Annotated in this window: 8 protein-coding genes; 5 read left to right on the top strand and 3 right to left on the bottom strand. The window is 71.9% G+C overall.

What is annotated here, in order from left to right:
• Positions 1-37 precede the first annotated feature (37 nt).
• A complete protein-coding gene (locus ABD269_RS22260) occupies positions 38-1,489 on the bottom strand; it encodes a gamma-aminobutyraldehyde dehydrogenase (protein ID WP_344120280.1) in 1,452 nt (483 codons plus the stop codon).
• Positions 1,490-1,668: 179 nt separating this feature from the next.
• Here ABD269_RS22260 and ABD269_RS22255 point away from each other — a divergent pair, with 179 nt between their 5' ends.
• From ABD269_RS22255 to ABD269_RS22235, 5 genes are all read left to right on the top strand, one after another.
• The gene (locus tag ABD269_RS22255; RefSeq protein WP_116215956.1) at positions 1,669-2,157 is read left to right on the top strand and encodes an Lrp/AsnC family transcriptional regulator; all 489 of its coding nucleotides are present in this window, start codon (positions 1,669-1,671) and stop codon (positions 2,155-2,157) included.
• Entirely contained in the window at positions 2,142-3,521 is a 1,380-nt protein-coding gene (locus tag ABD269_RS22250) for an aspartate aminotransferase family protein (RefSeq protein WP_344120277.1), read from the top strand. Before ABD269_RS22255 ends, ABD269_RS22250 begins: the two co-directional genes overlap by 16 nt.
• A 330-nt stretch (positions 3,522-3,851) precedes the next feature.
• Positions 3,852-4,589 carry an ABC transporter ATP-binding protein gene (locus ABD269_RS22245; RefSeq protein ID WP_116214137.1) on the top strand — a complete coding sequence of 246 codons (738 nt, stop codon included), beginning with the start codon at positions 3,852-3,854 and terminating at the stop codon, positions 4,587-4,589.
• A complete protein-coding gene (locus ABD269_RS22240) occupies positions 4,571-5,797 on the top strand; it encodes a hypothetical protein (RefSeq protein ID WP_301892004.1) in 1,227 nt (408 codons plus the stop codon). Before ABD269_RS22245 ends, ABD269_RS22240 begins: the two co-directional genes overlap by 19 nt.
• A 290-nt stretch (positions 5,798-6,087) precedes the next feature.
• Positions 6,088-7,011, top strand: coding sequence for a DMT family protein (locus ABD269_RS22235; protein ID WP_301892005.1), 924 nt, complete (start codon positions 6,088-6,090; stop codon positions 7,009-7,011).
• Positions 7,012-7,085: 74 nt separating this feature from the next.
• Here ABD269_RS22235 and ABD269_RS22230 read toward each other — a convergent pair whose 3' ends face one another.
• Together ABD269_RS22230 and ABD269_RS22225 are read right to left on the bottom strand one after the other, a co-directional pair.
• The gene (locus ABD269_RS22230) at positions 7,086-8,114 is read right to left on the bottom strand and encodes an ABC transporter ATP-binding protein (RefSeq protein WP_344120273.1); all 1,029 of its coding nucleotides are present in this window, start codon (positions 8,112-8,114) and stop codon (positions 7,086-7,088) included.
• A complete protein-coding gene (locus ABD269_RS22225) occupies positions 8,115-9,728 on the bottom strand; it encodes an ABC transporter permease (protein WP_344120310.1) in 1,614 nt (537 codons plus the stop codon). It abuts the gene before it with no gap.
• Positions 9,729-9,746 lie beyond the last annotated feature (18 nt).

The raw sequence follows: 9,746 nt of genomic DNA, 5'->3' as shown, positions 1-9,746 counted from the left end.
GAGATCCGGTGGGGCCGCGGCCGTCTTCCCGGGCGGGTCAGCCCAGCGACGTCATCACGTGCTTGATGCGCGTGTAGTCCTCGAAGCCGTAGGCCGAGAGGTCCTTGCCGTAGCCGGACTGCTTGAAGCCGCCGTGCGGCATCTCGGCGACGAGCGGGATGTGGGTGTTGATCCACACGCAGCCGAAGTCCAGCCGCTTGGACATCCGCATGGCCCGCGCGTGGTCCTTGGTCCACACCGACGAGGCCAGGGCGTACTCGACACCGTTGGCGTACGCGACGGCCTGCTCCTCGTCCGTGAAGGACTGGACGGTGATGACAGGGCCGAAGACCTCGCGCTGGATGATCTCGTCGTCCTGCTTCAGCCCGGAGACGACGGTCGGCGCGAAGAAGTAGCCCTGCTCGCCCACCCGGTGGCCACCGGCCTCCACCTTGGCGTGGGCGGGCAGCCGCTCGATGAAGCCGGACACCTGCTTGAGCTGGTTGGCGTTGTTGAGCGGCCCGTAGAGCACGTCCTCGTCGTCCGGCAGGCCCGTCTTGGTGTCGGCGGCCGCCTTGGCGAGCGCGGTCACGAACTCGTCGTGCACGGACTCGTGCACCAGCACGCGGGTGGCGGCCGTACAGTCCTGGCCGGCGTTGAAGTAGCCCGCCACCGCGATGTCCTCGACGGCCTTGGCGATGTCGGCGTCCTCGAAGACGACGACCGGCGCCTTGCCGCCCAGCTCCAGGTGGACGCGCTTGACGTCCTTGGCGGCGGACTCCGCGACCTGCATGCCGGCCCGCACGGAGCCGGTGATCGAGGCCATGGCCGGCACCGGGTGCTCGACCATGAGGCGGCCGGTCTCCCGGTCGCCGCAGATCACGTTGAACACGCCCTTGGGGTGGCCCAGTTCCTCCAGCACACCACCGATGATCTCGGCCATCAGGAGCGTGGAGGCCGGCGTGGTGTCGGAGGGCTTGAGGACGACGGTGTTGCCCGCGGCGAGCGCCGGGGCGAACTTCCACACCCCCATCATCATCGGGTAGTTCCACGGCGCGACCTGCGCGCAGACGCCGATCGGCTCCCGGCGGATGATGGAGGTCATCCCCTCCATGTACTCACCGGCGGAGCGGCCCTCCAGCATCCGGGCGGCACCGGCGAAGAAGCGGATCTGGTCCACCATGGGCGGGATCTCTTCGCTGCGGGTGAGCCCGAGCGGCTTGCCGGTGTTCTCGGACTCGGTGGCGATCAGCTCCTCGGCCCGCGCCTCGAAGGCGTCGGCGATCTTGAGCAGGACCTTCTGCCGGTCACCGGGCACCAGGTCGCGCCAGGCGGGGAAGGCCGCTTCGGCCGCCGCCATGGCGGCGTCGACGTCGGCGGCACCGGACAGGGCGGCGGTGGCGTACGCCTCGCCGGTGACGGGATTGACCACCTCGGTGGTCCGCCCGTCGGCGGCGTCCCGGAATTCTCCGGCGATGTAGTTGCGAAGACGACGCAGCTCGGTGGTCACGTGCGCCACCCTTTCTGTCAGCTGTCCGATGGGCGGAGGACCAGCCTAGTCAGTGAGGCGACGCTTTCGACATACCTACCACGCGGAAACAACGGAATCAGTTATTCCCGAGCCTCTGGACAACGAATTTCATCGCTCAAGGGTTGCCACACAGACGAGTCCCATGCACAGTGGTGTTCGTGGCCACTCGTAGTGCAGACCCGAAGAGCGTGCAGGGCACGCCCCCGATCGACGCCGTCTCCCTGGCGATCATCGAGCAACTCCAGGAGGACGGCCGCCGCCCCTACGCGGCGATCGGCAAGGCCGTCGGGCTGTCCGAGGCGGCCGTCCGGCAGCGCGTGCAGAAGCTGCTCGACCAGGGCGTGATGCAGATCGTCGCCGTCACCGACCCGCTCACCGTCGGATTCCGGCGGCAGGCGATGGTCGGCATCAACGTCGAGGGCGACCTCGACCCGGTGGCCGACGCCCTGACCGCGATGGACGAGGTGGAGTACGTGGTGATGACCGCCGGCTCCTTCGATCTCCTGATCGAGATCGTCTGCGAGGACGACGACCACCTCCTCGAAATGATCAACAAGCGCATCCGGACCCTCCCCGGCGTGCGCTCCACCGAGAGCTTCGTCTACCTCAAGCTCCGCAAGCAGACCTACACATGGGGAACCCGATAGCCGTGAGCAAGGACCTCTCCCAGACGGCGTACGACCACCTGTGGATGCACTTCACCCGCATGTCGTCGTACGAGAACGCCCCCGTGCCCACCATCGTGCGCGGCGAGGGCACCTACATCTTCGACGACAAGGGCAAGCGCTACCTCGACGGCCTCGCGGGCCTGTTCGTGGTCCAGGCCGGCCACGGCCGCGCCGAGCTGGCCGAGGCCGCCGCCAAGCAGGCACAGGAGCTGGCCTTCTTCCCGGTGTGGAGCTACGCCCACCCCAAGGCCGTCGAGCTGGCCGAGCGGCTGGCCCACTACGCCCCCGGCGACCTGAACAAGGTCTTCTTCACCACCGGCGGCGGCGAGGCCGTCGAGACCGCGTGGAAGCTCGCGAAGCAGTACCACAAGCTCACCGGCAACCACACCAAGTACAAGGTCATCTCACGGGCCGTCGCCTACCACGGCACCCCGCAGGGCGCCCTGTCCATCACCGGCCTGCCGGCCCTCAAGGCGCCCTTCGAGCCCCTGGTCCCCGGCGCCCACAAGGTGCCCAACACCAACATCTACCGCGCCCCGATCCACGGTGACGACCCCGAGGCCTTCGGCCGCTGGGCCGCCGACCAGATCGAGCAGGAGATCCTCTTCGAGGGCCCGGACACCGTCGCGGCCGTCTTCCTGGAGCCGGTGCAGAACGCCGGCGGCTGCTTCCCGCCGCCCCCCGGCTATTTCCAGCGGGTGCGCGAGATCTGCGACCGGTACGGCGTCCTGCTGGTCTCGGACGAGGTCATCTGCGCCTTCGGCCGCCTCGGCACGATGTTCGCGTGCGACAAGTTCGGCTACGTCCCGGACATCATCACCTGCGCCAAGGGCATGACCTCGGGCTACTCCCCGATCGGCGCGGCCGTCATCTCCGACCGGATCGCCGAGCCCTTCTTCAAGGGCGACGCGACCTTCCTGCACGGCTACACCTTCGGCGGCCACCCGGTCTCCTCCGCCGTCGCGCTCGCCAACCTCGACATCTTCGAGCGCGAGGGCCTCAACCAGCACGTGCTGGACAACGAAGCGGCGTTCCACGCCACCCTGTCGAAGCTGAACGACCTGCCGATCGTCGGCGACGTGCGGGGCAACGGCTTCTTCTACGGCATCGAGCTGGTGAAGGACAAGGCCACCAAGGAGTCCTTCACCCCCGAGGAGTGCGAGCGGCTGCTCTACGGCTTCGTGTCCAAGCAGCTGTTCGAGAACGGGCTGTACTGCCGGGCCGACGACCGCGGCGACCCGGTCATCCAGCTCTCGCCGCCGCTGATCTCCGACCAGTCGACGTTCGACGAGATCGAGCAGATAGTCCGCGGCGTCCTCACGGAGGCGTGGACCAAGATCTGACCGACCCGGACGGGCCGGCCCACCGGCCGGCCCGTCCCTCCCGCCGTGGCCCCGCGCGACCCCCCTCGCTCCACGCGCGCGTGGGCCACGGCTCACGGCAGGGGTGATCGCGCTCCGGCCGCACATCCGCTCACACGTCCTGCGCGCATGCGCTCCGACGCATGGGCGACCGCTGAGGATGAGGCCGACCGGAGGAAAGTGAGGCCCTCCAGCGCCGAGCCTGGGCGAGGGCTAGGATCCCGGTTCCGTACGGTGCCAGTGACCCAATGGCCTCCGGTTCGTTCACCCGGACAGGGGAACGGACCCTTCAGCGACCCGAGGTGCTCGATAATGGTGGCCCCGCCGGACAATGACGTGCTCTGGGCACGTGGCCTGCATTACGCATACAACGGCTCCCCCGCTCTCGCCGGGGTCTCCGTCGGCGTACGTGAGGGCGAGATCCTCGCCGTCACCGGGACACGCGGTTCCGGGAAGAGCACACTCCTGAAATGCCTGTCGGGCCAGCTGCTGCCCACGCCCGGCGAGGTGTGGTTCAACAGCGCACCCGTGCACACCCTCTCGCGCCCCGCACGGGAGAGGCTGCGCCGCGAGCGGTTCGGCTGGATCGACAGCGAGCCCCACCTCGTCCCGGAGCTCAGCGGCTGGGAGAACGCCGCCCTGCCGCTGCTGCTGCGCGGCATCGGCCACCGGGCCGCGAAACGGACCGCCGGTGAGTGGCTGGAGCGCCTCGACGTCGGCGACTGCGCCCGCAAGCGGCCGGACGCCATGCTGATGGCACAGCGTCAGCGGATCGCGATCGCGCGGGCGCTGGCCACCGAACCGACCGTCATCTTCGCGGACGAGCCGACCGCGCCGCTGCACAACGCCGACCGGGCTCAGGTGCTGCGCACCCTGACGACGGCCGCGCGCTCGCACCAGATCACGGTCGTCATCGCCACCCTGGACGACGAGATCGCCACCCTCGCCGACCGTACGGTCACCCTGGCCGACGGCCGCCGGGCCAGTGGGATCCCGGCGCCCGACGCGCCCGGTGGAGAGGGCAGGGCGGCGTGCTCAGTCTCCGCCTAGCGCGCGGCGCTCACCCGCTCGTCCTGCTGCGAAGACTCCTGGTCGCGGCCGCCGCGGCGGGCGTCGGATTCCTGCTGCTGTGCACCCTCGGGTACGCGGTGGCGCATCCCAGGGCGACCGGGCAGTCGATCGTACGGCTGGTGTGGTGCGCCGTACCGCTCGCCGCCGTCGTGCAGTTCGCCCTCGCCGTGGCCCGTACGGACCCCTCCACGCGCCCGCGTGCAGGGCTGGACGCGGCGGGGCTCGGACCGGTGCGGATGTCGCTCCTCGCGGCGGCCTCGACGGCGATCTCCTGCACGCTCGGCAGCGGCGTCGCCCTGCTGGTCTGTCTGGAGCTCCGCGGCGACCTCGGCGGCACCCCGCTGAGCGGCTCCGCCGAGCGGCTGCTGGACGGGCAGGCGCACCTGCCGTGGGGTGCGACGCTGACGCTCCTCGGCCTGCTGCCGGCCCTTGCGTCGGCCACCTGTGCCGTCGTGCTGCGCCCGCGGCGGGAGGCCACGGCCCCCCAGCCGCCCGTGGACCCCGAGGCCGAGACGGCGGCTCCCGCGCCGAAGCCGGCCGTCCCGCCCACCCCCAAGCCCGTGTACACCGGCCTCCCCTGGGGCATCGCGATCATCTCGGTAGGCCTCGCCATGGAGGCGTACGTGGGCCGCGGCCCGGCCCCCGACCCCGACACCCTGCTGTCGCTGCCCGGCCGCACCGACGGCGCCTCCCCCGGTGTCATCGGCGGCTGGCTGCTCGCCTCCCTCGGCCTCGTACTCGCCGGACCCGGTCTGACGCACTGGTGCGGGGTCCTGCTGTCGGCGGGGCGGCCCGGCGCCGTACGGCTGCTGGCCGGGCGCATACTGCAGGACGCGGCCACCCGCATCGGCCGGCCGCTCGGCGTGCTGTGCGCCGTGGCCTCGGGCGCCCTCGCGGCCGCGGAGCTGTACGGCGCGGCCTGGGAGGGCTCCGGCCCCCGCCCCTTCGGCCCGCTGACCGGACTCGGCGCGGCCCTGGTGATGGCCTGTGTCACCGCCACCGCCATCACCGCCGCCCTGGACAGCCGACAGAGCCGCACGGGCACCACGGCGGCCCTGCAGCGCCTGGGGCTCCCCGCCTCGATGCTCCGTGGCGCGGCCGTGCTGCGCACCTGTGTGCTGCTGGCCGTGCTCACCCCCCTGACATGGGCGATCGCCGAGCTGGCCGCGCTGCCCATGACCAGGTGAAGGGTCGGCTGCCATCGGCGCCACGCGGGAGGTCGAGTCGCTGGAGGAATTCGACCGGCTCGCCGCCACGGGCTCGCTGCGCGGATACCGGGTGCTGGTCGGCCGTGCGCACCGGACGCGTACGCTTCCCGCGTGGCCCCTGCTGGAGGCGCTGGCCGCGGGGCGGCCGACGTCGCACCGGTCCCCTGACGGACTGGTTCTTGACCTTTTCTTGACCCAAGGCAACTTCGGCGCCGAAAAGCACGTCTGGCTCAGAAGCACGACGGTTTATCAGGCGAACGGAGCAATTGGTGATCATCGGCCTAGTGACGGCTGTCGCGGCCTCGGCCTGTTATGGAACGGGCTCGGTCCTGCAAGCCGTGGGATCGCGCAAATCGGCCCGCCGAGAGGCCGCCACCGCCGCCTCCACGGGCACCACGCAGCATGGCGGGCCGAGCCTCTCCTCCACCGCGAAGGCCGCTGTGACCTGGGAGTTCATGGTCGGTACAGTCCTGGACTTCATAGGCTTCGGGCTGGGCGCCCTGGCCGCCCGGATGCTGCCGCTGTTCCTGTCCCAGACGGTCATCAGCGCCAACCTCGTCGTCACGGCCCTGCTGAGCGTCAAGCTCCTGGGCATCCGGCTGACGAAGCCGGAGTGGGCGTCCATCGGCGTGGTCTGCTCCGCTCTGGTGCTGCTGGCGACCGCCGCGGGCCACGAGGGCGGCGGTGACGCCGCGCGGTCCACCCACTGGTGGCTGCTGGTCATCTCGGTCGTGCTGATGGGCGGCGGCACCGTGGCCGTGCGCCTGATGGGGTCGCGCGCCGCGATCCTGGCCGGCCTGCTGTCCGGTCTCGGCTTCGGCGCGATCGGCGTGGGCGTACGCATCCTGGACGGGATCGACCCCTTCGACCTGCCCACCCTGATCGCGGACCCGGCCCTCTACGCCATCCTCATATCCGGCGCGGTCGGCATGTACCTGCACACCGTCGCCCTCCAGATCGGCTCGGTCAACGGCGCCACGGCGGCCCTCGTCGTCGGTGAGACCGTCCTGCCGGGCATCATCGGCGTCCTGCTGCTCGGCGACAGCTCCCGTCCCGGCTTCGCCTGGGTCGCGATCCTCGGCTTCCTGCTGGCGGTGACCGGCGCGGTGGCGGTCGCCTGGTTCGGCGAACCGGAAGGCGCGCCGGAGGCGGAACCTGAGCCGAAGGAACTCCAGCCGACAGTAAGCGGCTGACACACCGGCAAACCCACGAAAACGGGCCGGCCGCCCGTCCTCACGGACCAGGCGGCCGGCCCGTTCCCGTACGGTCAGGAACCGCCCAGCACCACCACGTCGTCGGCGCGGAACACCACGCCCACCCGGTCACCCACGTCCGGTGCGTCCGGCAGTCCGCACGCCGCCTCCAGCTCCGGGCCGTCGGCGGGCCGGAGCAGCACCACCACGTGGTCGCCCCGGAACGTCCGCCCGGTGACCGTGCAGGGCAGCCCGTCCACCACGGGTGCCAGGCGGACGCCCGCGGGCCGTACGAGCAGCCGGCGGCGGCCCTCCGGCGTCCCGGCCGGCACCGGCACCTTGCCCCACACCGTGTCCGCGCGCTCGCCGGACACCGTCGCCTCGACCACGTTGTCGAAGCCGAGGAAGCGGGCCACGAACTCCGACGCGGGCCGCTGCCAGACCTCAAGCGGCGTCCCGGCCTGGGCGATGCGGCCGTCCCGCATCACCACGACCCGGTCGGCGAGCGCGAAGGCCTCGCCCTGGTCGTGGGTGACGGCCAGCACGGTGGTGCCCAGCCGTCCGAAGAGCTCCCGCAGCTCCACCACGAGGCGCTCCCGCAGGCTCCGGTCGAGCTGGCCCAGCGGCTCGTCGAGCATCAGCAGCCGCGGCCGCGGGGCGAGCGCGCGAGCCAGCGCGACCCGCTGCTGCTCGCCGCCCGACAGCGCCGCGACGGACCGCCGCTGGGCGCCCGGCAGCCCCACCATGTCGAGCAGTTCGGCCACCCGGCGCTCCGCCTCCGCGCGTCCCGTCCTCCGCATGCGCAGCCCGAAGCCGACGTTGCCGCCCACGTCGCGCTGCGGGAAGAGCTGGTGGTCCTGGAACATCAGGCCCACCTCACGCCGGTGCGTCGGCACACCGGCCTGGTCGTTCCCGGAGAGGAACACCCGCCCGGCGTCCGCGCGCTGCAGTCCGGCGACCACCCGCAGCAGCGTGGACTTGCCGCTGCCGCTCGGCCCGAGCACGCACACCGTCTCGTGTTCGGCGATCTCCAGGTCGACCGCGTCCAGCGCCGCGCGCTCACCGAAGCGGACGGTCACGCCGTCCAGTCGCAGCAGGGACATCTAGAACTCTCCCGAACGGTCGGTGCGGACGCGCTCCAGAACCAGCAGCGCCGCCGCGCACACCAGCATCAGGATCGTGCTGAGGGCCATCGCCTGGCCGTAGTTGAGCTCCCCGGGCCGGCCGAGCAGCCGGGCCACCGCCACGGGCAGCGTCGGGCTGTCGGGCCGGGCGATGAAGACCGTCGCCCCGAACTCGCCCAGCGACACGGCGAACGCGAAACCGGCCGCGACCGCCAGGGCGCGGCCCACCAGCGGCAGGTCCACCTCGCGCCAGGCGCGCAGCGGCGACGCGCCGAGCACCGCGGCGGCCTCGCGCAGCCGGGCGTCCACCGCTCGCAGCACCGGCAGCATGGTCCGTACGACGAAGGGCACGCCCACCAGGGCCTGTGCGAGCGGCACCAGGATCCACGACGTGCGCAGGTCCAGCGGCGGCTCGTCCAGGGTGATCAGGAAGCCGAAGCCGACGGTCACGGCGGAGGTGCCGAGCGGCAGCATCAGCAGCGCGTCGAAGCCGCGGACGAGCCGCCCCGCGCGCCGGGTGAGCGCGGCGGCCGCCAGACCGCCCACGACCACTGCGATGCCGGTGGCGGCCAGCGCGTACGCCAGCGAGTTGCCGATGGCCTCCAGCGGGGCGACGACGAACGTGCCGCCGTTGTCGCCCGCCGAGGCGAGGGCGCGGTAGAAGGCGAGGCCATAGCCGTCGGGGCCGTCGAAGGAGCGCAGGGTGAGGACGACGAGCGGCACCAGGACCAGCAGCGCGATCACGACCAGCACGGAGCAGAGCAGCGCCCACTGCGCCGCGCCGCGCGGCCGGCGTGCGGTGCGCGCGGCGTCGACGAGCTTCAGGGCGGACTCCCTGCGGCGTACGGTCCGGCCGTGCACCACGAGCAGCACCGCCACCGCCACGAACTGTACGAGGGTGAGCACGGCCGCGGTCGGCAGGTCCAGCAGCTGCGCGGTCTGCTGATAGATCTCCACTTCCAGCGTGGAGTAGCGCGGGCCGCCCAGGATCTGCACGACGCCGAAGGAGGTGAAGGTGAAGAGGAAGACCATCAGGGCCGCGGCCGCCACGGCGGGCGTCAGGGCGGGCAGGGTCACCCGCCGCCAGGCGGCGAAGCGGCCCGCACCCAGCACCCGCGCCGCCTCTTCCTGGCGGGGGTCGAGCTGTGCCCAGAGGCCGCCGACGGTCCGTACGACCACGGCGTAGTTGAAGAAGACGTGGGCGAGCAGGATCGCCCACACCGTGGTGTCCAGGCGCACGCCCCACAGCTCGTCCAGCAGCCCGCCGCGCCCCAGCAGCGCCAGGAACGCCGAACCGACGACGACGGTCGGCAGGACGAAGGGGACGGTGACCACGGCCCGCAGCAGCTGCTTGCCGGGGAAGTCGAAACGCGCGAAGACGTACGCGCCGGGGAGCGCGAGAGCGAGGGTCAGCGCGGTGGAGGCGAACGCCTGCCAGGTGGTGAACCACAGGACGTGGCCGATCGCGGGGTCGGTGACGACCTCGCCAATGCGGCCGAACTGCCAGTGCCCGCCGTCCTTGAGCCCCCGGGAGACGATCGCGGTGACGGGGTAGGCGAAGAAGACCCCGAAGAAGGCGAGCGGCACGACCATCAGGCCGAGCCGCACCGC

This window comes from Streptomyces blastmyceticus, assembly GCF_039521185.1.
Classification (GTDB): Bacteria; Actinomycetota; Actinomycetes; order Streptomycetales; family Streptomycetaceae; genus Streptomyces; species Streptomyces blastmyceticus.
Note: the sequence above shows the minus strand (reverse complement) of the source record. Positions and strands in the feature narration are given on the sequence as shown.